General features: G+C 62.2%; 23 protein-coding genes and 3 pseudogenes. 10 read left to right on the forward strand and 16 right to left on the reverse strand.

From position 1 onward, the window contains the following. Window positions 1–297: 297 nt before the first annotated feature. The 5 genes and pseudogenes from NCR38_RS23855 to NCR38_RS23880 form a co-directional block, all read right to left on the reverse strand. Window positions 298–1,025, reverse strand: a pseudogene (locus NCR38_RS23855) (MFS transporter); the annotation flags it as partial. Between the two features lie 207 nt (window positions 1,026–1,232). Next, complete coding sequence (locus tag NCR38_RS23865; RefSeq protein WP_061117281.1) at window positions 1,233–1,613, reverse strand: VOC family protein; 381 nt, start codon at window positions 1,611–1,613, stop codon at window positions 1,233–1,235. Window positions 1,614–1,670: 57 nt separating this feature from the next. Continuing rightward, a complete protein-coding gene (locus NCR38_RS23870; protein ID WP_061117195.1) occupies window positions 1,671–2,948 on the reverse strand; it encodes a patatin-like phospholipase family protein in 1,278 nt (425 codons plus the stop codon). A gap of 9 nt (window positions 2,949–2,957) precedes the next feature. Then, window positions 2,958–3,740 (reverse strand): 3-hydroxybutyrate dehydrogenase, encoded by a 783-nt coding sequence (locus NCR38_RS23875; protein ID WP_061117196.1) that lies wholly within the window; start codon window positions 3,738–3,740, stop codon window positions 2,958–2,960. A gap of 25 nt (window positions 3,741–3,765) precedes the next feature. After that, a complete protein-coding gene (locus NCR38_RS23880) occupies window positions 3,766–4,545 on the reverse strand; it encodes an acetoacetate decarboxylase (protein WP_311394676.1) in 780 nt (259 codons plus the stop codon). 362 nt (window positions 4,546–4,907) lie between these two features. Between NCR38_RS23880 and NCR38_RS23885 the strand changes: the two genes are divergently transcribed. Next, window positions 4,908–5,084 carry a hypothetical protein gene (locus NCR38_RS23885; RefSeq protein ID WP_250477697.1) on the forward strand — a complete coding sequence of 59 codons (177 nt, stop codon included), beginning with the start codon at window positions 4,908–4,910 and terminating at the stop codon, window positions 5,082–5,084. 76 nt (window positions 5,085–5,160) lie between these two features. Here NCR38_RS23885 and NCR38_RS23890 read toward each other — a convergent pair whose 3' ends face one another. The 8 genes from NCR38_RS23890 to NCR38_RS23925 all read right to left on the reverse strand — a co-directional run bounded on the left by NCR38_RS23890 (window position 5,161) and on the right by NCR38_RS23925 (window position 10,190). Continuing rightward, window positions 5,161–5,661, reverse strand: coding sequence for a PAS domain-containing protein (locus tag NCR38_RS23890; RefSeq protein ID WP_061117197.1), 501 nt, complete (start codon window positions 5,659–5,661; stop codon window positions 5,161–5,163). A gap of 30 nt (window positions 5,662–5,691) precedes the next feature. Beyond that, window positions 5,692–6,255, reverse strand: coding sequence for a M48 family metalloprotease (locus NCR38_RS23895; protein WP_250477698.1), 564 nt, complete (start codon window positions 6,253–6,255; stop codon window positions 5,692–5,694). A 2-nt stretch (window positions 6,256–6,257) separates the two neighbouring features. After that, window positions 6,258–7,118 (reverse strand): oxidoreductase, encoded by an 861-nt coding sequence (locus NCR38_RS23900; protein WP_061117199.1) that lies wholly within the window; start codon window positions 7,116–7,118, stop codon window positions 6,258–6,260. A gap of 91 nt (window positions 7,119–7,209) precedes the next feature. Further along, entirely contained in the window at window positions 7,210–7,461 is a 252-nt protein-coding gene (locus tag NCR38_RS23905; protein WP_086960869.1) for a hypothetical protein, read from the reverse strand. 97 nt (window positions 7,462–7,558) lie between these two features. Beyond that, complete coding sequence (locus tag NCR38_RS23910; RefSeq protein ID WP_250477699.1) at window positions 7,559–8,176, reverse strand: hypothetical protein; 618 nt, start codon at window positions 8,174–8,176, stop codon at window positions 7,559–7,561. A 283-nt stretch (window positions 8,177–8,459) separates the two neighbouring features. Next, window positions 8,460–8,972 carry a ProQ/FinO family protein gene (locus tag NCR38_RS23915; RefSeq protein WP_061117202.1) on the reverse strand — a complete coding sequence of 171 codons (513 nt, stop codon included), beginning with the start codon at window positions 8,970–8,972 and terminating at the stop codon, window positions 8,460–8,462. A 125-nt stretch (window positions 8,973–9,097) separates the two neighbouring features. Then, window positions 9,098–9,433 (reverse strand): hypothetical protein, encoded by a 336-nt coding sequence (locus tag NCR38_RS23920; protein ID WP_061117203.1) that lies wholly within the window; start codon window positions 9,431–9,433, stop codon window positions 9,098–9,100. Window positions 9,434–9,545: 112 nt separating this feature from the next. Beyond that, window positions 9,546–10,190 (reverse strand): CGNR zinc finger domain-containing protein, encoded by a 645-nt coding sequence (locus NCR38_RS23925; RefSeq protein WP_061117204.1) that lies wholly within the window; start codon window positions 10,188–10,190, stop codon window positions 9,546–9,548. A gap of 141 nt (window positions 10,191–10,331) precedes the next feature. On the opposite strand from NCR38_RS23925, the gene NCR38_RS23930 reads away from it, so the two are divergent. From NCR38_RS23930 to NCR38_RS23945, 4 genes are all read left to right on the forward strand, one after another. Next, window positions 10,332–11,186, forward strand: a complete 855-nt coding sequence (locus tag NCR38_RS23930; RefSeq protein ID WP_061117205.1) for an alpha/beta fold hydrolase — start codon at window positions 10,332–10,334, stop codon at window positions 11,184–11,186. 43 nt (window positions 11,187–11,229) lie between these two features. Further along, a complete protein-coding gene (locus NCR38_RS23935) occupies window positions 11,230–12,201 on the forward strand; it encodes a zinc-binding alcohol dehydrogenase family protein (RefSeq protein WP_061117206.1) in 972 nt (323 codons plus the stop codon). Continuing rightward, window positions 12,198–12,356 carry an SDR family oxidoreductase gene (locus tag NCR38_RS23940; RefSeq protein ID WP_250477700.1) on the forward strand — a complete coding sequence of 53 codons (159 nt, stop codon included), beginning with the start codon at window positions 12,198–12,200 and terminating at the stop codon, window positions 12,354–12,356. The genes NCR38_RS23935 and NCR38_RS23940 overlap by 4 nt, the downstream gene beginning before the upstream one ends. Before the next feature lie 112 nt (window positions 12,357–12,468). Then, window positions 12,469–12,927: an MEKHLA domain-containing protein gene (locus NCR38_RS23945; RefSeq protein ID WP_061117207.1), complete on the forward strand. Its 459-nt coding sequence runs from the start codon at window positions 12,469–12,471 to the stop codon at window positions 12,925–12,927. A gap of 19 nt (window positions 12,928–12,946) precedes the next feature. Here NCR38_RS23945 and NCR38_RS23950 read toward each other — a convergent pair whose 3' ends face one another. Continuing rightward, a complete protein-coding gene (locus NCR38_RS23950; RefSeq protein WP_061117208.1) occupies window positions 12,947–13,807 on the reverse strand; it encodes an NmrA family NAD(P)-binding protein in 861 nt (286 codons plus the stop codon). Window positions 13,808–14,284: 477 nt separating this feature from the next. On the opposite strand from NCR38_RS23950, the pseudogene NCR38_RS34520 reads away from it, so the two are divergent. Beyond that, window positions 14,285–14,365: pseudogene (locus NCR38_RS34520) on the forward strand (hypothetical protein); the annotation flags it as partial. Between the two features lie 229 nt (window positions 14,366–14,594). Here the strand turns inward: NCR38_RS34520 and NCR38_RS23960 are convergent. Both NCR38_RS23960 and NCR38_RS23965 read right to left on the reverse strand, forming a co-directional pair. Then, a pseudogene (locus NCR38_RS23960) lies at window positions 14,595–14,951 on the reverse strand (sigma-70 family RNA polymerase sigma factor); the annotation flags it as partial. Between the two features lie 51 nt (window positions 14,952–15,002). Next, window positions 15,003–15,734: a GntR family transcriptional regulator gene (locus tag NCR38_RS23965; RefSeq protein ID WP_250477701.1), complete on the reverse strand. Its 732-nt coding sequence runs from the start codon at window positions 15,732–15,734 to the stop codon at window positions 15,003–15,005. 133 nt (window positions 15,735–15,867) lie between these two features. On the opposite strand from NCR38_RS23965, the gene NCR38_RS23970 reads away from it, so the two are divergent. The 4 genes from NCR38_RS23970 (at window position 15,868) to NCR38_RS23985 (ending at window position 22,096) form a co-directional block, all read left to right on the forward strand. Next, window positions 15,868–17,238, forward strand: coding sequence for an adenylosuccinate lyase family protein (locus tag NCR38_RS23970; RefSeq protein WP_061117211.1), 1,371 nt, complete (start codon window positions 15,868–15,870; stop codon window positions 17,236–17,238). Window positions 17,239–17,265: 27 nt separating this feature from the next. Continuing rightward, window positions 17,266–18,678, forward strand: a complete 1,413-nt coding sequence (locus tag NCR38_RS23975) for a cation:dicarboxylate symporter family transporter (protein WP_250477702.1) — start codon at window positions 17,266–17,268, stop codon at window positions 18,676–18,678. 113 nt (window positions 18,679–18,791) lie between these two features. Continuing rightward, a complete protein-coding gene (locus tag NCR38_RS23980; protein ID WP_061117212.1) occupies window positions 18,792–21,533 on the forward strand; it encodes an MGH1-like glycoside hydrolase domain-containing protein in 2,742 nt (913 codons plus the stop codon). A 116-nt stretch (window positions 21,534–21,649) separates the two neighbouring features. After that, the gene (locus tag NCR38_RS23985) at window positions 21,650–22,096 is read left to right on the forward strand and encodes a universal stress protein (RefSeq protein ID WP_061117213.1); all 447 of its coding nucleotides are present in this window, start codon (window positions 21,650–21,652) and stop codon (window positions 22,094–22,096) included. Window positions 22,097–22,106 lie beyond the last annotated feature (10 nt).

The raw sequence follows: 22,106 nt of genomic DNA on the forward strand, positions 1-22,106 counted from the left end.
CCATCGCCGGAGGGATGCGAGACATAGGTGCAAACGCCGAATCGGATCGATTTTTTCTCACAGCTTACGGCGATATATTCACGTCTTTATCCATAAACCGCCATAGTGGTGCTGCGAAAATCTCACAGCGTTCGGTCTCCGGGCCGAGCCGGTCGTCGAGCCGAAGTGTCGCCGGCTGCCGCTCACGAATTCAGCGGCGTCGCGGGTGACCCAAAGCCTCATCGACGCGTGCATACCGAACAGGCATCGACCTTCATCGGGATGACTCGCCGATGAAGGTCGTTCGCGTCAGCGCCTTCACGCCGCGACGCGCAATGCCCGCGTTCCGCCTTTCCCCCGGCTCACCGCTGCCAGCGCCGCGAGGCTGATCACCGCCGTGAACATCATGTAGAAGCTGGGCGCCGCCTTGCTGCCCGTCGCGCTCAGCAACCAGATGATGATCGCGGGCGTGAATCCGCCGAACACCGTCACGCCGATGTTGTAGCCGATCGACATGCCCGTCGCGCGCGTGGACACCGGAAAGATTTCCGACATCAGCGCAGGCAGCGCGCCGAAGTAGATCGCCTCGAGCAACGCGAGCCACGCGACGAGTGCGAACAGTGCAGGCACCGACACATGCGACACGACATACGCGAACGCCGGATAGCCCGTCGCGAAGAGCAGCAGCGCCGCCGTCGACATCTGCTGCTCGCCGCGAAACCCGTCGATGCGTCGAGATTCAGCTCGCGGATCGCGAACGTCGGCACATACTGCAACAGGTAGTTCACCGCCGTCGATACCGTCAGCGCGCCGATCGAGACGAGCAGCAACGCCTTCTGCTGCGTGAATACATCGCGCACGGGCGTGGCCGTGTGGTCGGCTTCGGTGTAATCGGCCGCGTCTCGCAGATAGCGTCGCAGGAACAGGCCCGCCGGTCCGATCAGCAAGCCGAAGAAGAACGGAATGCGCCAGCCCCACGCTGCGAGCTCCGTGGCGGGCATCATTTCGGCGCGCTCACCGGCGATCACGCTCGGCAGCGCGGTCGCGCTCGAAGGCGACCCCCGCCCGCCGACGCTCGTCGCCACACCCATCGACGAGCCTTTGCTCAACGAGCGCCTGTTGCAGGTCACCGTGATGCGCGAGCGCCGACTTGCGCCTGCGGTCGATCAGTTTCTGAGCACGCTGACGAACGCGTTGCGCGAAAGTCTGGGCGCGCCGCCCGCCACGCGCGAAGAGAAAAAAACGTTAGGCGGTCATTGCGTGGCGACCCACCACGTGGTGCCGGCGGCGTCGCAAAAGCCGCCTCTGAAGTCGTCATCGGCGCGTTTGCGCGTGGGCGCTTGCACGCTTTGCGCGCCGTTGTGGATGGCGCGGTCGTAGACGGCCTGTACGTCGCGCACGTAGACGTGGATATGCGGCCCCGGCGATTGCTGATCCGTTGCGCCACCGCCGATCATCACGATGCTGTCGTCGATGCGCACTTCGGCGTGCATCAGCGAGCCATCAGGACGATCGAAGCGGCGGACCAGTTCGGCTTCGAAGACTTTCTGCAGAAATGTGATGGTCGCTTCCGCGTTTTCGCAGATGAGGTACGGACTGATGGAGGGGTAGGTCGGGGGTTTCCAGGCGTTCATGGCCATGCCTCGTTTGATCGTCGCGGCTCATCAGGGTAATGGAATCCCGCGTGGGCTTCAAACCCCTTCCACCTCATCCACCTCATCCACATCGACCAACTTCTTCGACACTGCCTTAGGCACCTCGGCCGTCGCTTGCGGCGCGGGCTCATACCGATGCACATCGTGCGTCACGAAGCCCAGATCATGACTCGGCACTTCGAACCACTCCGGATGCCCGAACGATCGACGAATATCTTCCAGCCCGCTTGCCCAGTGCTCGTCCATCGTGTCGTTGCTGAACTCGTAGTCCTTGTAGTGCCCTTCGAAGAACTTGTTCTTGTAGATGAGATGCACGACGTTCACCGCGCCGCCATCCGCGATTTTCTGCGCCTCGCGCAACAGCGGATGCGAGCGCCGCGTCTTCTCGGGAACGTGCTCCAGCAGTTCCTTGATAAGCCGCGCATGCTTTTGATTATGCGAAACGAAATCGGTGATCGCGCGTGTTCGGCTCGAATACTGAATGTCCTTCGTGCGTTCGCTCACGTCGAGAAAATCGCCCGGCAGCGTGCCGCGCGCGCTCCACAGATCCACCTGGAACACGAGCGTGTCCTTGTGCTGGCTTTCGCGAATGATCTCCGTCAGCGGGGTGTTCGACACGAGACCGCCGTCCCAATAGAACTCGCCCTCGATCTCGACAGCAGGAAAGCCCGGCGGCAACGCGCCCGACGCCATGAAGTGCTCAGGCGCGAGACGCATCTTCGTATTGTCGAAGTAGACGAGGTTGCCCGTGCGCACATTGACCGCGCCCACCGACACACGCATGGCGCCATCGTTGATGCGGTCGAAATCGGCGAACTGCAGCAGCGTCGAGCGTAACGCGGACGTATCGTAGTAACTCACGTCGCTCGGGCGCTTGCTCTTCGTGACCGGTCCGAGATCGGGCACATGCACGCGCGGCGAAAAGAAGCCCCTCTGTCCTTCGGTCAGCGCGCGCGCCGCCGCCCACATGCTCGAAAACTTGCGGCCGATATTGCCGAAGCCGAACGCCGCAGGCAGGAACGCGCCGACATGTCCGATCAGATCCGCAGGCTGGCAGATCGTGTTCCAGAACCCGCGCAGCGCGGCCACGCGGTTTTCGGGCGCATTGCCCGCGATGATCGCAGTATTCAGCGCGCCGATGGAAATGCCCGATGTCCATGTCGGATCGACGCCGACTTCCGCGAGCCCTTCGAACACGCCGGCCTGATAGGAGCCCAGCGCGCCGCCGCCTTGCAGCACGAGGCAGACGTCATCGTAATCCGGCAGCGCGACGTGGTTCGCCTGCGTGAGTGTGTTGCGTTGACTGCGGCGCATGGATTCCCCTTATTGCATGAACCAGCCGTGGCTCACCACGACCGACTGCCCTGTCAGCGCATTCGATTCGAAGCCCGCGAGGAACGCGACCGTGTTCGCGACATCGGCGACGGTCGTGAATTCGCCATCGACCGTTTCCTTCAGCATCACGTTCTTCACGACTTCTTCTTGCGAAATGCCGAGCGCCTTCGCCTGCTCGGGAATCTGCTTCTCGACGAGCGGCGTGCGCACGAAACCGGGGCACACCACATTGGCGCGCACGCCGCGCGATCCGCCTTCCTTCGCGACGACACGCGCGAGTCCCAGCAAACCATGCTTCGCCGTGACATAAGCCGACTTCAGTTTCGATGCCTCATGCGAGTGCACCGATCCCATGTAAATGATCGAGCCGCCCTTGCCCGATGCGTACATGTGCTTGATCGCGGCTTTCGTCGTGAGGAACGCGCCGTCGAGATGGATCGCGAGCATCTTCTTCCAGTCGGCATACGCATACTCTTCGATCGGCGCGACGATCTGAATGCCCGCGTTCGACACCAGCACGTCGATGCCGCCCAGCTTGGCCACCGCCTCTTCGATGCCGGCGTTCACCGCGTCTTCGCTCGTCACGTCCATCGATAAGGCGATCGCCTTGCCGCCCGCCTCTACGATGCTGTCCGCAACTTTCTGCGCATTCGCGAGGTTCAGGTCGGCGATGACGACCGCCGCGCCGTCGGCCGCGAGCTTGCGCGCCGTCTGTTCGCCGATGCCGCTCGCTGCGCCCGTGACGAGCGCGACTTTTCCTTGCAGTGCCATGTGCTTGTTCCTTAACGATTCGAAGTTATTGATTGACGGCGAGCCTGAGCTCATCCGGCGGCGCGAGATAGTCATAGGCGACTTCGCCGATATCGAGCGTGAGATTCGCGATGACATGCCGCGCGCCGACCACCTTGCGCACCGGCAGATCCGCGACGGGCGCGAGCGCATGCGCATGCAGTTCCAGCGCGGCCGGGCCTTCCCATGCGCCGAGCACGCTCACGTCGCGCAGAAAGAAGCGAACCAGTTCGCACACGCGCGCGGTGCCATCGACATGCGGCAGCACCTTCAGCAAATAGTTCGGCGTATCGGCGAGCTTCTTGCGCTCGGCTTCGAGATCGAGCGGACGATACTTGTAGCCCATCGTGCCCGTCGCGATCCGCTGCGTGCCGTAGTCGAGCGTGCCGAGCAGCGTGTCCTTGCCGTCGACTGAAAGACGCGGCGATGCGAGCTTCTTCGGAAAGCCCCAGATCTCGCGGCCGCCCGCAATCGGCCCTTCGTCGTCGAGATACATCGCGTGCGTGTAGCTGCCCTTCCGGCCATCCGGATCGATGACGGAGATCACCTGGCCACTTTCGGTGTAATCGCCGAAGCCGGATGAATCCGGCATGCGAATGAACTCGTAGTGCACGAGACCGTTGTCGACTTCGAGCGGCTCGGGGACCACGGCGCGCAACGCATCGAGATCGGTCTCATAGGAGATGATGAAGTACTCGCGATTGAGAAAGCGGAACGGCGGGCGCGGATAAGCAGGATTGTGCACCGGCATGGCGAACGCATTCCTGCGGATGTCATCTTGTTTCACTGGGTCGCCCCTAAGTTGAGAACAGGCACGATAGTAGATGCAGTCAATGACATTTGTCGCAGACGGCAGGCAGCGAACGCACGCATGCCGGCGCACTGCAACCGGCAAATATCCCGCTGCGTCAAAGTCTTATGCACGCCCGCTGATGAATTGCAGTTTTTTGTGCAATATACTGTTGCCTCAGCGGCGCAGACACGGAACGAGCGTGACGTTGCCGCCCGGCTCACACACGCATGAGCGTGATCGGCCGGTGTACCCCAGGTTGAAGCGGAATATCGAGTCTTTTGTTTCTTGCGGTGCGAAGCAACGGCCCACGCGTTGCTTTGCCTTTTCGAAGGCCATCTCCTCCAAGCGAGTCTCCGATGAAAACGTCCTTGAAAAAATCCCTCGTGCTTTTGGTGCTGACGGCATTCGCGGCGCCGACGCTGTCATTCGCGGCCGCAGAGTACCCCGACAACAAGCCGCGGCCCGCGTATCACAAGAAAGGCCAGAAGCATCATCACAAGAAGTCGACGCCGCCCGCCTCGCAATCGCAATAAGCGGCACTGCTCACACACGCACGGGCGTCCGTTATGGACGCCCGTACATTTTCTTCTGGCGCCGTCCGGCGCGATATCAGCTTGCCTGGATACGGTGCGCCGCGAGACTCAGCACGCGTTCGGGCACATCGACATCGATGGGCTTCACGAGATGTTGCGCAAGCGATCCACCGCGATGTGATGCTCGCCATTCGGCGAGTTGCCCGTCGTTAGCGCAAATCGGCACGGCGCGCGACAAGATCCAGCCCAGCGAGCCATGCGCGCGCACCACGCGATGCTCCGGCTCGAACAGGCTCCGCGATGCGAGCGCCGCTTCGATCGCGCGCAGCACGGGCTGATGCTCGGGACGACCGTAAGTACCGAGCCATTCCGCGTTCTCGGACAAGGTGTCCGCGAGAAAGCCGCGACCGTCGAGCGCGCGCATGCGGGTCCAGTCGGCGCTCATGCGATACACCGCATACGACCCGGATGCGACCAGCGCCCTGAAGCGCGATTCGCTCACACGCAGCGCTTCCTCCCTCACGGCGCGTTCGACGAGATCCGCGGCCTGGCGCGGCACGAGCCCGACTTCAAACAATTGCGTCTGATGGACGCACGCGCGCGGAAACTATTGCCCGCTCGAGACGAGACGTGCGCGCATTGCATCGAGGCGCGCCGCGTCGATATGGCCGCGCGTTGCCATCGCTTCGAGCGCCGCCAGCACAGATGCCGTGCCACAAAGCGATGCCGCTTTCGCGTCCGCATCGAGCTCGAAGGCGGCGGAGCGTTTTGCGCCGCGCGCGCGCCAGATTTTCGCGCACGCGAAGAACGCCGCGACGAAGGCGAGTCCGGGGAGGCTCACGCGCCACACATCTTCATCGGATGAGATCGCGAAAACGATGCAGGGTATCGACAAGAGCGCCGTCACCGAAAGCACGGTCCATGCAAAATCGAGCAAGATCGTTTTGCGTTGCGTCGCGTGCCCGACTTCGTGCGCGACGATGATCTGAAGCAAGGGCTCCGGTAACGTCAGCGTGGCGCGATCCACATCAATGCGATTGAACAAGGCTTCGTAGCAGGGCCCGGCGCAGCCCGTGACGAAGCGCACATGCGGCGGCGTAACGTGCAGCGCGGCGGCATCGGCGGCAACGAGCGCGAGGATATGCTGTTCTTCCACGCGAAGCCGCTTCATGATCATTGCCCCGGATGATCGGTCCACTCGCTGCGCGCCTGCCACGCATCGATCTCGGCGGTCAGCTTCGCCAATTTGGCGCGCACGAGCTCGAGCCCGGGGCCGCCCAGCACGAGATGCCCCGGCGGCTCGGACGACGTGACCGCTTCGATGATGACCTGCGCGGCGCGCGCCGGATCGCCCGGCTGCTTGCCGCTGCGCTCCGCGATGGCCGCGCGCCGGCTACCCGAGGTCTGTGCGTAATCGTCGATCGGCCCGCGCGTCTGTTTCAGCGACCGGCCTGCCCAGTCCGTGCGGAACGGGCCGGGCTCGACCGCCGTGACCTTGATGCCGAGCCCTTCGGTCTCGCGGGCGAGCGCTTCGCCCAGGCCCTCGAGTGCGAACTTGGTCGCCGCGTAATAGCCGCTGCCCGGATTGCCGACGAGCCCGCCCACCGACGTGATGTTGACGACATGCCCGGAGCGTCGCTCGCGCATGCGCGGCAGCACGGCCTTGATCATCGCGGCGGCGCCGAAGAAATTCACTTCGAACATCGCGCGCACTTCTTCGTCTTCGCCCTCTTCGACTGCCGAGAGATAGCCGAAGCCCGCGTTGTTCACGAGCACGTCGATATGGCCGAATGCTGCGTAGGCATCGTCGATTGCAGACTTGATCTGGTCGGTGTGCGTGACGTCAAGCGGCACCGCGATTGCGCGGCCCTGGGCGCGTTCGACGATATCGGCGACGCTCGCCGGATCGCGGGCGGCGACGACGGCGCGCCAGCCCTTGTCGATCACGGCGCCGGCCAGTTCGCGGCCGAAGCCGGTCGAGCAGCCGGTGATGAACCAGACGGGGGTGTCGTTATTGCCGTTGGAAGCGGACATTGCGCTACTCCATGAAAAACGCGCGCACACCGCTCATTCTGACCGGAATGCGCGACGCGTGTGTCGCAGGGATCGAAACGAATATGCGGGCCTATCGCAGCGCGGGCATGCGAATCGCCCGATGATTGCGCGGCTCGAACAGAACCGTCTGCTCGATGCGGGCAGCGATCTGCTTCCAGCCGGCGAGCTCCTCGTCGAGCACGGCGAGCGTCAAAAGAATCCGCTCACGATCGTGTTTCGTGGGCGCGGCTTGTGCGTTTTCGCGCAGCGACGCAAGCGCCGCCTCACGCGCGGCAATCTGTTTCGCGATTCGTTCCCGAAGGCACTTCAGTGATTGGTCCATTTTCGTATGACAGGATGATGTCACCGATGACCTCAGCAAACCGCGCGCCTTGCAGTGCGCTTTCACGAGCGCGCCGCGTTGACGCGTTTCTGCAGCGTTATCCGGCATCGCCCGAACTGATCACGGATTGCATGCTCTTCAATAGCTTCGTCAGATAGCGAAGCAAGCCGACCGTATCGCCAAATTCGACGAAGCCGGGCCTGACACCATCGCTGAAGAGCAGCGTGCCGTCCAGCGTGTTATCGACAATCAGCCCGGCGTACGCGGCGTGTGGTCTGTATTCGTCGGCAGCGAGGCTGAACGTATTGCCGTTCACAGCGGCATCACGCAGACGCATGAGAAATTGCACTTCGGGCGCGCGCGACGCGGATAACCGGTGAAGATCGAAGTACTCGGCGACCGCAAGAATTGCATTCGTGCACGGGACGAGCAGCGCAAAAGCGATGCGCTTTTCAGCCGTGTCGAACGATGGCCACGACAGCGCGTCTTGCGGCTGCGGGCTTTTGGTCGGCGTGCCGTCTTCGCTATGCGTATGCGCTTCAGGATGCGAACGTTTGCGCGCAAGTAAGGGCTGTGCCTTCGCGAAGTCCGGCGGCGGCGCACCGTGCTCGATCCAGTCGGAAAAGAGGCTCGCGTAAGCGTAGAGCGTCGTCAGTTGCGCTTCGATGAAGGCGACGCCCACTCTGCAGGCGTCTGGATGGCGACTTTCGGACATGGCGTCTCCTTTGCGTTTCCTCCCTGTATGCAATCACCGGGCCTGATTCGAAGTCGGTTTGCGTCATTGACAGTTAGTTGCGAGAAGGGACAAAGCTGGCCAACGCGAATCGTTCTATATATTTTGGATACCGAATCAATTTCAGCCACGCCAAACCGCCTCCGACACAAGGCGGAGTCACGCGAATACAGAAGACATGCGATGCGTTCGATCTGAAATCGAAGCGTACGAAAGGAAAAGGGGCAATGACGCGCGCGGGTCGGACCGCGCGCGGCGCGTCGCGTTACTTGGCCGCTTCCTCGGTCTTCGGCGCAGGAGCCGATCGCGCGAGGCGATTCGTTTCCAGGTACACGGCGCGTTCCGCATCCGCCGCCGAAACTTCGCCGGCCGCGCCGCCCGTGAGATCGATTCGGGGCGCGCCCTGCACGAGGCAGGTCCAATAGCGATTGCCGCGGCACCAGACCTTGATCGCGCTACGCAGTTCCTTCTCGTTGAGCCCGAGCTCCTCCGCGTGCGTCATCAGATCCTCGAAAATGCCGACCTTCAGCGGAACCTTCGGCGCAGGATTCTTCGGAAACGCGAGCGGAAACCGCTTCTGCAGCTTTCCGATCGTATGCACGACAGGGTCCACCGGTTTCGATGGAGTCCCGGATTTCGCGGACTTAGCGGGATCGGCCGGCTTCGACGCAGCCGGCGGCGCGGGACGCCGCGCGCGCGGCGCCTTCTTCTTCGCTGCATTGCTTGCAGCCTGTTTTGCGAGTTGCTCTTTCAGTCCGGCGAGTTGTTCGAAGCCCATCACATCGTGCCTGTAGAAAACGTACCCGGATTTTAACAGCCTCCGGTGACGACCTCGTGGCCGCCGGCGGCGGCCTCATCGGACAAGCATCTGGCCCCGAAAAGACCGCCCTGCCGACATCGCGCTTACTGGCCGCCCGAATAGACGTTGCAGAATGGTCGCGGCGCGCAGTTGTTCGACATGGCGCCAGTCCAGTTCGATGTTCGCCCGCTCGCGCTCTGGCCCATCGCCACGCCGCCGTATGCGGTGTCGCCGGAAATTGGTGTGCTTTGGACGTCTTGCTGGCGGGGTGCGGGAATGGACTGCAATGTGTCGGTGGGTTCTTGTGCCTGAGTCAGAGTTCCGATTGAAAAGGCGGCCACGAGCGTGGTCGTAACGAGGAAGGTCTTCATGACTTTCTCCTTCAACGAAAGACTTGCCGCTGCCTGACGATACAGCCGCCAGGTGAACCAGGTGCGCATGAAACGCGCACCTATCAAACATATACCCAAGCCGCCGCGAAGTTAAATCTGAAAGTTCGTGCGACTGGTCTGGCGAGCCGAATCCCCGCATGAACGTTCGTCCGCGCATCGATCAATTGGATGCCCGCGACGGCCCTTCACTCTCCTTGAGCCGTGCCCGATGCGCGGCAACCTTTGCCCGATTCCCGCAGATGGCCATGCTGCACCAGCGCCGCGCATGCCCGCGCGTGTGATCCGCGAAAAGCAGCGTGCATTTCGGGCCTTCGCACGCCTTCACGTAAGTAAAGTCCTCTTCGCAGACGAGTTTCGCAAGCGCTTCGACCACCGGCATCAACAGCGATTCGGCGTTCGGCCAACGTCGCTGCATGCTGAACGCGAGACCGCTTGCAGCATTCGCATCGGCGACGATCACCGCATGTTGCTCGTCGCGCTGCAACACGCTGTTTAGCGGCTCGAGTTCGGCCAGATCCTTCGCCGATAACGGCCGCCCTTTCCTCTTTCGCACGAACGCACGAAACCATTCGCGCAGTCCGCGCGCCTTTGCTGCGACCTCGTCCAGCTCGGCAGGCGCGATTTGCGAACGCATTTGCGCCAGCACGTCGGCGGGCACCAGTTCCGCCTGTTCAAGCCATGACAGCAAGCCTTCGCCATCGCCGATCCAGTCGACGGGCTCATCGACCGGCGTCGCGATCGAGTTGAGGAAATGGAGGCCGGGCGCGTCGGCCACAAAAATCGCCGGGATGGGGCGGTAGTCCATTTTGCAATTCAGACGTGTTTCTAGGATGCCCCCATCGTAACCACTAAAAATACTCTTGACAAGTTACGGCGTTCATCCGTAACCTTCTTCACAGGCTTTTAACGGTTACACAACTTTTCCTGACCCTGCGGAGAAACGCTCATGTCCACCATTGCGCATCGTCATATCGACGTCGACGGTTTCAACGTGTTCTATCGCGAAGCCGGTCCGGCAGACGGCCCCAAACTGCTCTTGCTGCATGGCTTTCCCAGTTCGAGCCACATGTTTCGCGATCTCATTCCGCTGCTCTCCGAGCGCTTTCATATCGTTGCGCCCGATCTTCCGGGTTTCGGCCTGTCCGATATGCCGAGCCGCGACGCGTTCTCGTACACGTTCGATAACATCGCGAACGTGATCGATCGCTTTACCGAAGTGATCGGCTTCGATCGCTATGCGGTATATGTCTTCGATTACGGCGCGCCGACCGGCTTTCGTCTTGCGCTCAGGCATCCAGAGCGCATCACGGGGATCGTTTCGCAAAATGGCAACGCCTATGAAGAAGGATTGAGCGACGGCTGGAATCCGATTCGCGCGTACTGGCAAGCGCCCACGCAAGCGAACCGCGATGCGCTGCGCGCGCTGCTCACGAAGGAGACGACGAAGTGGCAATACACGCACGGCGTGCCCGACCTCTCCACGATTTCACCGGATGGCTACGCGCTCGACGACTACTACATGAGCCGCCCTGGCGCGCATGAAGTACAACTCGATCTCTTCGGCGACTACCGCAACAACGTCGCGCTATACCCCGCGTTTCAGGCCTATTTCCGCGAGCATCAGCCGAAGTTGCTGGCGGTGTGGGGCAAGAACGATCCGTTTTTCCTGCCGCCGGGCGCGGAAGCATTCAGGCGCGATATCCCGCATGCGGACGTGCGCTTCTTCGATACAGGCCACTTCGCACTCGAAACGCACGCGGCGCAGATCGCGGCAGCCATCACCGAATTCCTCGCTCACTAAAACGCGGACCTTCACCGCGCTCATCCGTTACAGGAGAAAGATCATGCGTGCAATCGTGCTCGACAAGTTCGGCGGAATCGACAGCCTCGTGTATGCCGAGATTCCGGATCCGGAACCGCTGGACGGACATGTCGTCATCGAGATCAAGGCATTCGGCATCAATCACGCCGAGATGCACATGCGGCGCGGCGAATGGGCCGAAGCTGCGAGAGTGAGCGGCATCGAATGCGTGGGCATCGTGAAGTCGTGTCCGGGCGGCGAGTTTCCCGTCGGCGCGAAAGTGGCCGCGTTGATGGGCGGCCTCGGGCGCACGATCAACGGAAGTTATGCGCAATTCACGCGCGCCCCGGTTTCGAACGTGGCGCTGATCGAATCCGATCTGCCTTGGGCCGAACTGGCCGCCATTCCCGAAACCTATGCGACGGCGTGGACGTGTCTCTTTCGCAATCTCGAGATCGAGGCAGGGCAAACCGTGCTTATCCGCGGCGCCACATCATCGTTCGGGCAGGCCGCAGTGAATCTCGCGGTGAATGCGGGCGCGAAGGTCATCGCGACGACGCGCAATCGCGATCGCATCGCGAAGCTCGAAGCGTTGGGCGTGTCGCGTGTCGAACTCGAAGGGCCTGCGTTGAGCAAGCGCATTACGGAAGCGAAAGAAATCGATGCGGTGCTCGATCTCGTCGGCAACAGCACGATCCTCGACTCGCTCGCGATGCTGCGTCGCGGCGGACGCGCGTGTCTCGCGGGCTGGCTCGGCGGCCTTGCGCCGATTGCGGATTTCAATCCGCTGCTGCAGATGTCGAGCGGTGTGCATCTGACTTTCTTCGGCAGCTTCGTGTTCGGCACGCCCGGCTTTCCGCTGTCCGATGTACCGCTGCAAGCCATCGCCGCAGACGTTGCCGCGGGACGTTTCAACGCGAAGCCGTCACGCGTCTTTTCGTTCGACGAGATTCACGAAGCGCATCGCGTGATGGAAGCGAATGAAGCCAACGGCAAGATGGTCGTCGTTCATTGAAAACAATCGCGCGTTTTCCAGTCGAAACGGGTATCGCGCATTACGGCACGCCGGAAGAGATCGCGGAGTTGATGGCGTTCCTCGTGTCGCACGCCGCAAAATGGATGACGGGCAGCACGCTGAGAATGGACGGCGGCGAAGTCAAGTCGATATGAGCGGCGATCGGCCAACCCAGAGTCCATGAACCCCGTGCGAACCTCGAACGTGCGCAAACGCGAGCGAACGAGTAAGGTGCTATTTTTCCGCTCATTCGAGGCACTCCGCACGATGCAGCCAACCGATCCCGACTTCGTCACGCTCCTTTGCGAAAGCTATGCGCGCCTCTTGCGCAAGCCGCTCGTTCCCGATAAAGACCTGACGCCCGCCGAAGCCGCGCGCTGGCTTTACGAGGACGCACCGTTCGGCATCCTCGCGCACGACACCCGGCCCGATCCGGTCTTCGTCTACGGCAACTTGCGCGCGCAACGCCTGTTCGGCTATACCTGGAACGAGTTGACTGCGTTGCCGTCGCGCCTGTCGGCCGAGGCGCCCGAGCGCAGCGAACGTCAGGCGTTTCTGGAACAGGTAACGCGCGATGGCTATGTCGACGGCTATCGCGGCGTTCGCGTCACGAAATCCGGCAAACGCTTCTGGATCGAACGCGCGACCGTGTGGCAATTGTTCGATCGGGACGGCGTGTATCGCGGACAAGCGGCGCTGATTCCGCATGTCAGCGACATCGGCTGAAGCATGACACGCGTTTCAATCAACGCGCGACAAGCTTGCGAATCACGTCGACGAGTTGCGTCTTGCCCTTGACGATCGCTTCCCGGTGACCTTCGAAGTCGATCCAGCCTTGATTGAAACCGTCGAGCATTTGAATGCGCGGCATCGGGTACTTCATGCCCTGGCCCACGAACAGTGCTTCCCACGTTTCGCGCGGGACCGCCTGTGCGCGCACCGGCTTGCCGAGCACTTGCGCGAATGCGGCGGCAATGTCATCCGGACTCGTGCGCCGCGGCCCTTCCAGTTCGACGATCCGCACGCCCGCCCATTGCTCCTGCATGAGCTTCGCCGCGAGTTCGCCGATATCGTCGGTGGCGATCATCGGAATCGCGCGATCGAGCGGTTGCAGAAATGAATGCACGATGCCTTCGTTACGCGCCGAGTCGATATCCCACCCGCAATTCTCCATGAACCAGCCCGGACGCAAAAACGTGACGGGTATCGGCTGCTTGCTGAGCGCCTCTTCGAGCAGCGTGCGCTGCGTCAGCAGATTGGTCTGCGTGGCCTGCGCGCCAATCGTCGACAGACATACGATCTTGCGCGGCTTCGCACGCGCCACAGCCGCGACGATCGTATCGATGACTTCCCGTGCTTCCGGAAAGCCAGGCGCGGGATCGAATTCCGGCGGCGGGAGAATGAACGCGGCTTCGGCGCCTTCGAAGGCTTGCGCGAGCGCATCGGCGTCGGTCATGGTGGCGAGGGCAAGCTCGCAACCGCGCGCCGACCAGACCGCGCCCTTCTTCTCATCGCGTACGACAGCGCGAACGGGCTTGCCCGCTTCCAGCAGCGCGTGTGCGAGCGCCCCGCCGACTTGTCCTGTGATTCCGGTGATGACGTACATGGTCCGATTCCTTTGTGCAATTCATATGGATAAGATGGATTGCATGTTAGCGGGCGGACTTCCCGCGAAAAATGACTTGCAGGTTATCGGATCGATGCCTCGGCGTTATGGATCGTGCCGCGGTCCGCTCGCGGGCAAGCGTGAACAGGTTGATCCTCTGCCCGGCACATGAAACGGGTATTGCCACTCAGCGAAACATTTCCTTAAAGTCTGCCTATCCACCAGGATCCGCTGGCCGGCTCCAGCAACGGAGACGACACCATGAAAACGGAAAGCGCCGCCGATATCGTCGCGCCCACCTCCGTCGCGGCGCTCGCCACCACGCTCGATTACGATGCCGCGCCGAACGAAGGCGACGCGCTTGCGCCCTTGTGGCACTGGATTTTCTTCAGGCCGATCGTGAGGCAATCGCTCATCGCCGAGGACGGGCATCCAAGGAAAGGCAGCTTCCTGCCGGAACTCGGCCTGCCGCGCCGCATGTGGGCCGGCGGGCGTTTGCGCTTTCCCGCGCCGGTGATCGTCGGTGAACGCATCACGCGCGAATCGAGCATCTTCGATGTCAGCGAAAAGCAAGGCCGCACGGGCAAGCTCGGTTTCGTGACGGTCGGCCATCGCATTTGCTGTGGCGATGTCACCGCGATCGAAGAAGAGCACGACATCGTGTATCGCGAGCCGGCCGCGCCCGGCGCGCCTGCACCGGCCCCGACCGCCGCGCCCCGCGACGCGCGATGGCAGCGCGACATCGTGCCCGACGAAGCGCTGCTGCTGCGCTATTCGGCGCTGACCTTCAACGCGCATCGCATTCACTACGACAAGCCGATAGTACGCTCGCGACGATTCGATCGCACTGCGCGCCGCCGAAGTCGAACACGTCGCGTTCGGCGAGATCGAATGCCTGCGCCAGCGCTTCACGCAACATGCTGCGCGCGCGAAAATGCCGGCTGCGCACCGTCGCCTCGGGAATGTTCAGCCACTGCGCGGTCTCCTCGACGCTCATCTCCTCGATCGAACGCAACACGAACACGATGCGAAATAGCTCCGGCAATTCGTCGAGCTTGCGTTCGAGCAGCGCCCGAACTTGGGAACGCGCGAGTGCGTCATCGGGCGCGGGGTCATCGTGCGTAGTCGTCGCTTCGACCTGTTCCGCTTGGATGTCACGTCGGAAACCCGCGTTCCCGGCTTCCGGACGATGCGTTCAGCCTTGCGAGCGCTTGAGCCGCATCGACACGGAAAAGCGCTCCGCCGGGTGCACCGTCACCGACACTTCGAACGTCGCGCCGCTCGCATCGAGATAGCGGCGCACGATTTCGAGGGCAGCCGTTCCCGCCTCCACGCGCAGGCGCCGCGCCATTTCCGCCGGCACGTTGATGGCGCGCACGTCCTGCTGAATCTCGTCGATGCAGCGCCCATAGCGCGCTTCGATCAGCGAGCTGATGAGCGTGTCCGGATTCTGCTTCGCGGCTTCGGCCACATCCTCGTATGCCGGATCGATATACACGTCCGTCCATCCGAGGGGCGGGCTGTCCTTGTCGCCGTCGATACGCAAGCTCGACACCCGCAGCCACGGCGTGCCCTGCGCGCAGCGCAAAGTCTTTGCGAGCCGTGCCGATGCCTCGATGTGCTGCGTCGATTGCACGAGACGCAAGTGCTCCGAGCCGAACTGCACCAGATCGTCGACGGACGCGAGTGACGGGCGGAAGTCATTGCGCGGCTGCATCGACTCGACACGCGTGCCCGCATTCTTGCGCCGCGACACGAGGCCCAGTTGCTGCAGCTCGTGCAACGCGGCGCGCACCGTATGCCGGCTCGTCTGATAGTGGTCGCGAAGTTCCAGCTCGGTCGGCAGATAGGAGCCCACGGGAAAGCGGCCCGACGTGATTCCTTCGGTCAGCTCGCGCGCGATATCGGCGAAATGCGGTCTGTTCATGCTGTGATGGCGATGTTTTCGGGTGGTCAGGGTAAATCATAGCTTGATCGATATGTTCGAACATATTAATCTGCATATGTCCGGACATATTGCATGTCCTGCCCCGTTTATTTCGTTTGAACATGAGGTCACGATGACAATTTCCGTTTCTCCCCTCGCCAGCACCGTGTTCGATTCCGTGCTGTTTCGCGACGCCTTCGGCACCGCGAAAATGCGTGCGCTGTTCTCGGATCACGCGCTGGTGCAGCGTTATATCGACGTCGAAGTGGCGCTCGCAAAGGCCGAGGCGCGCACGGGCGTGATCCCGGCGGAGGCCGCCGAAGTGATTGCGCGCGAATCGACGATCGAGCGCATCGACTTCGATCACATGCGCGAGGAGACGGACATCGTCGGCTATCCGATCCTGCCGCTCGTGCATCAGATGGTCGCCATGTGCGGCGACGCCGGACGTTATGTTCATTGGGGCGCGACGACGCAGGACATCATGGATACCGCTGTCGCGCTGCAAGTGCGCGATGCGCTCGAATCCATCGAGGGCGACATTCGCGAATTGCGCGCGATTCTCGCGGACCTCGCGAAGAAGTATCGCGATACGCCGATGGCCGGCCGCACGCATTTGCAGCAGGCGCTGCCCGTCACGTTCGGCTACAAGGTCGCGATCTGGCTCGCAATGTTCGATCGACATCAGGAACGCGTCGCGCAGATGCGTCAGCGCGTGGCCGTCGTCCAATTCGCGGGCGCGGCGGGCACGCTGGCATCGCTCGCAGACAACGGCTTCGCGGTGCAGAAGGCGCTCGCCGATGAGCTGAAGCTCGGCGTGCCCGCGACGACCTGGCATGTCGCGCGCGATGGATTCGCCGAGGCCGTCAACCTGCTCGCGCTCGTCACCGGATCGCTCGGCAAGATCGCGATGGACATCATGATCATGGCGTCGACGGAATTCGGGGAAGTGTACGAGCCCTTCGTCAAGGGACGCGGCGCGAGCAGCACCATGCCGCAAAAGCGTAATCCGATTTCGAGCGAACTCATGCTTGCCGCGGCGAAAGCGGTGCGACAACACGCAGGGCTCATGGTCGACGCGATGATCCAGGACTTCGAGCGCGCCACCGGGCCGTGGCATGCGGAATGGATCGCGATTCCCGAGAGCTTCATTCTCACGTCGGGCGCGTTGCATCAGGCGAAGTTCGCGCTAGGCGGCCTGATCGTCGATGAAGCGCGCATGAAGCATAACCTCGGCATCAGCCGCGGCCTGATCGTGGCGGAAGCGGTGATGATGGGCATGGCGCCTTACACGGGACGCCAGCAGGCGCACGACATCGTGTACGACGCATGCCGCACGGTGAACGAACGAGGCGGCACGCTCGCGGAAGCGCTCGCTGCATTGCCCGAGGTGACGAAGCACTTCGACCGCGCCGCGATCGATCGCATGACCGATCCCGCGAACTATCTCGGTCTCGCGCCGCAAATGGTGGATCGGGCCATTGCGCTGTCGAGAGACATCTGATTACCGAAGGTCATGGAGGAGCATGCGATGCAAAACGAACACGCCTCACACGACGACACGACCGTCGCACCGCCGAAGAAGCTGCCGTGGTATCGCAAGCTCGGCATGCAAGTGCTTTTATCGCTCGTGATCGGCATTGCGGTCGGTCTCGTCTTTCCGAAGTTCGGCGCGCAACTGAAGGTGCTCGGCGATATCTTTCTCGCGCTCATCAAGGCCGGCGTCGCGCCGCTCGTGTTTCTCACGATCGTGCACGGCATCGCTTCGGCGGGCGATGTGAAGAGCGCGGGGCGCGTCGGCTGGAGATCGATCGTCTACTTCGAAGTCGTGTCGACTATCGCGCTCGCGGTCGGCCTGCTCGCGGGCAATCTGCTGCAAACGGGCAAGGCGATGACATCCGTCACGGTCGGCGCCGTGCCTGTGACAGCCGCCAAGGCCGCGCCACAAGGCTTCACCGAGTTCGTGATGCATGTCGTGCCGGACAACTTCATCGGCGCGTTCGCGAAAGGCGAGCTGCTGCAAGTGGTCGTGCTCGCCGTGATGGTCGGTATCGGCATTCTCGCCATTCCCGAGCGCCGCCGCATGCGCATCAACGAAGGGCTGGATCTCGTTTCCGAAGTGCTGTTCTCATTCATCAACCTCGTGATGAAGCTCGCGCCGCTCGGCACGTTCGGCGCCGTCGCGTACTCGGTGGGCAGCAACGGCACGGCCGTGCTGGTCGCGCTCGCACAACTCGTTCTGAGCTTCTATGCGGTGGTGGTGCTGTTCATCGTCGTGGTCATGGGCATCATCGCCAGGCTCGCGGGCTTTAGCCTCTGGCGCTTCCTGCGCTATATCAAGGACGAGATCTTCATCGTGCTCGGCACGGCTTCTTCGGAAAGCGCATTGCCGCGTCTTCTGATCAAGCTCGAACGGCTCGGCTGCGCGAAGCAGACCGTCGGGCTCGTGCTGCCGACTGGCTATGCGTTCAATCTCGACGGCACGTCGATCTTCATGTCGATGGGTGTGATGTTCATCGCGCATGCATATGGCGTGCCGATCACGCTCGAGCATCAGATCGGCATTCTGTTGCTGATGCTGCTGACGTCTAAGGGCGCGGCCACGGTCTCGGGCGGATCGTTCGTGGTGTTCGCCGCGACCGTCACGTCGACGGGCATCCTTCCCGTCGAAGGTCTCGCGCTGATCTTCGGCGTATACCGCTTCATGTCGATGGCGATCGCGACATGCAACACCATCGGCAACAGCCTTGCGACGGTCGTGATCGCGAAATGGTCACGCACGTTCGATGCCGCCATCAGCGAACGGCATCTCTATCCCGAGCGTTATCCGGAGATCGCGGAAGCGGACCAGCGGCTCGCGGACGGCAACCTTCTTCCGGAAGACATGAACGACGCGAATCCCCATCCGGACGGAATCTCGCTGAGAAGCGCGGGAACGCGATAAACCCGGCACGTCGTAATTTTCGCAGCGCGGCAATGCCGCGCTTTTTTCACTTCGCTTATCATCGGAGAACCGCGCATCGAACCCATTGGATGGCTATCCGGACCGGAGATCGCATGCCACCGCTACGCGCAATCCATCTCTTGCAAACCAAAGAAGGCGCTCGCCTGCATGGCGCCGAACTCGGCCAGTGGCGACGCTGGGGACCGTATCTGAGCGAGCGTCAATGGGGCACCGTTCGCGAGGATTACAGCGAATACGGAACCGCCTGGGATTACTTTCCGCACGATCATGCGCGCAGCCGGATGTATCGCTGGGGCGAGGACGGCATCGCCGGATTCGGCAACGACCCGCTTGACTGGTGTGCGTCGCTCGCATTGTGGAACGGGCGTGACCCGATCATCAAGGAACGGCTCTTCGGCCTCACGAACGAGCAAGGCAATCATGGCGAGGATGTGAAGGAGCTGTACTTTTATCTCGACGGCACGCCGACGCATTCGTACATGAAGATGCTGTACAAGTATCCGCACGACGCCTATCCGTATCAGCAGCTCATCGACGAGAACAGGCGGCGCGGCCCGGCGCTTCCCGAATACGAAGTGCTCGATACCGGTGTGTTCGATGGCGATCGTTACTTCGATGTCTGCGTCGAGTATGCGAAGCACACGCCCGATGACATCGTGATGCGCGTAACCATCGAGAATCGCGCGAACGAGGCCGCGACGCTGCATGTGCTGCCGCAGTTCTGGGCGCGCAACCGATGGTCGTGGTCGAGCAAGTGGGGCAAGCCTTCGCTGACGTTCGAGCAGCACGCGCGGGAAGGGGCGCGCGTCGTCGCGCACAATCCTTCGTATGGCGCGATGCTGGTTACGGCCTCGGCAGAAGCGCCCATCGAATGGCTCTTTTGCGAAAACGAAACGAACGTTCGTCGCATCTTCGGCATCGAAGGCGCGGGATCATTCAAGGACGGCTTCAACGACTATATCGTCGAAGGCGACGAGCACGCGATCCGGCGCGACCGCGGCACGCGCAGCGCCGCGCATGCGTGTCTGCAACTCGGTCCGCATGAGCGCTCGGCGATGTATCTGCGCTGGCGCCCGGCATCGGTTTCGAACGATCCGCCGCTCGACCTGGCGCAGCTTTTCGCGCGCCGCGAAGCGGAAGCCGACGAGTTCTACGCGACGCTGCAACACGACATCGACGATGCCGACGCGCGTCTCGTGCAGCGCCAGGCGCTCGCCGGCATGTTATGGACGAAGCAGTATTACCAGTTCGACGTCACGCGCTGGCATGACGGCGATCCGGGCCAGCCCACGCCGCCCAGAGAACGTCGGCATGGCCGCAATGCGGACTGGCGGCACATGTGCAACGGCGACGTCGTATCCATGCCCGACAAATGGGAGTACCCATGGTACGCGTCGTGGGATCTCGCGTTTCATGCGGTCGCGTTCGCGACGATCGATCCGGACTTCGCGAAGAAGCAATTAGCGCTGCTCGTGAAAGAGCGCTACATGCATCCGAACGGGCAATTGCCCGCGTACGAATGGGCCTTCGGCGATGCGAATCCGCCCGTTCACGCATGGGCGACATGGCGCGTGTTCGAGCTCGATCGCGAGATGACCGGCATCGGCGATCACGCGTTTCTCGAAGTGATGTTTCACAAGCTGCTGCTCAACTTCGCGTGGTGGGTCAACCGCAAGGACGCCGACGACCGCAACATTTTTCAGGGCGGTTTTCTCGGGCTCGACAACATCGGCATCTTCGACCGCTCGCAGCCGCTGCCGACGGGCGGACGCATCGATCAGGCAGACGGCACCGCATGGATGGCCTCGTATGCGCTCGACCTCATGCAGATCGGCCTCGAGCTCGCGATGACCAACGAGTCGTATGTCGAGATCGCGGTGAAATTCTTCGAGCACTTCCTGTATATCGCGGAAGCAGTGAGTTGCGGCGAAGTCTGCAACACGGGCCTGTGGGACGGCAGCGACGAATTCTTCTATGACGTGCTGCATCTGCCAAATGGCACGCGCGTGCCGATGCGCATTCGATCCATCGTCGGGCTGATACCGCTTTTCGCGGTGCATGTGCTCGAAGAGCGCGTGTACGGCGATCTGCCGGGACTGCGCGAAAGGCTTGCGTGGTTTCTCGATCATCGGCCGAATCTCGCGAAACTCGTGTCGCGCTGGACCGAGCCCGGCAAGGGCAACACCACCCTGCTTTCGTTATTGCGCGGACATCGCATGAAAGCGCTTTTGCGGCGCACGCTCGATCCAGGCGAATTTCTTTCCGACTATGGCGTGCGCGCATTGTCGCGCGTGCATTGCGACAAGCCTTATGTCTTCGATCACGATGGCGTGAACGTCTGCATCCGGTACGTGCCCGCGGAGTCGGATTCGCGCGTGTTCGGCGGCAATTCGAACTGGCGCGGACCGATCTGGATGCCGGTCAACTATCTACTGATCGAATCGCTCTACGAGTTTCATCGCTACTATGGGGATGAATTTCGCGTCGAGCATCCGACGGGATCGGGCAAGATGCATTCGCTGAATGAAATCGCCGACGATCTGTCGCGGCGCGTCAGCACGCTCTTCCTGAAAGATGCCGATGGCAAGCGGCCCGTGATGGCTGCATATCCGATGCTGCAAGCCGATCCGCGCTCGCAGGATCTCATTCTCTTTCACGAGTACTTTCACGGCGACAGCGGACGCGGCGTCGGCGCTTCGCATCAGACGGGTTGGAGCGGGCTCGTCGCGCTGCTGCTGCAACCGCGTCTGATGAAGCTGTCGCACGTGGGGCCCGAAGCGCCCGTCATGACCGTGCGCCTGCATGAAGAGGCTGCGGCGGCGATGGGCCGCTAGCATTCATCGCGTGCGCTGAAGGGAGCCTGGGCGGATGTGATTTTCGTGCAGGCTGCCCGGGCGCTCGCCTATACTGGAATTTCCCTCATGTCCCCAGAGAACCGGAGGACGTCATCATGTTCAACCATCTGCTGGTTCCCACGGACGGTTCCGCGCTATCGGAAGCGGCGGTGCGCATGGCGGTTGCGCTCGCCAAAGAGAACAACGCGCGCATTACCGGTCTTTATATGGTGCGGCCGCTTCATACGACCGTGTACAGCGCCGAGATGGCCGGAGCGAATCAGGATGAGCTTCAGGTCGCCGATCAGGCGCGCGCCCGGCTCTACCTCGATAATCTCAGGAGCATCGCGGTGCAGGCGGGCGTGGAGTGCGACACGGAAACGCCTACGGGAACGCACCCGTATGAGGCGATCCTCGATACGGCGAAGACGCGGCACTGCGATCTCATCGTCATGGCCTCACACGGTCACGGCGGCATTCGCGGGCTATTGCTCGGAAGCGAAACGCAAAAGGTGCTGACGCATAGTCATTTGCCGATTCTGGTGGTGAGGCCGCCGGAGTGATGGCGGGTCG

It is taken from the genome of Caballeronia sp. INML1, from assembly GCF_023631085.1.
In the GTDB taxonomy this organism is placed as follows: Bacteria; Pseudomonadota; Gammaproteobacteria; order Burkholderiales; family Burkholderiaceae; genus Caballeronia; species Caballeronia turbans.